Here is a 274-nt window from a genome sequence, read left to right as displayed (position 1 = left end):
GAAAATTTACAAATATAAATTTCGACTTTATTTGTAAAATCTCTCTGGAAATTTGTAAAATGGGCATAACTTTTGCATATGAACTCGGATTAAAAAGTTTTATATATGAAAAATCATCTACTCGAAAAGTTACATCCAAATTGAACTGGGGGAACCCCGTTAAACATTTTCAAACTCCCCAAAAACCTAACACAAAAAAAGTTACGGGGCTTTCAAGATCTAGAGGCAAAAAAATCAAAAAAAGAGGTTTGGGATACTTCGTACATATGCATGA

At 31.4% G+C, this 274-nt stretch carries 1 protein-coding gene; it reads left to right on the top strand.

Features of this window, described 5'->3' with window-relative positions; all coding sequences use genetic code 11:
• Positions 1 to 59: 59 nt before the first annotated feature.
• Positions 60 to 274, top strand: a 215-nt coding sequence (locus ACY2RT_RS15370) for a hypothetical protein (protein WP_490156804.1), incomplete at its 3' end; no start/stop codon positions are given.

It is taken from the genome of Ulvibacter sp. 2210JD10-4 (genome assembly GCF_058148525.1).
Note: the sequence above shows the minus strand (reverse complement) of the source record. Positions and strands in the feature narration are given on the sequence as shown.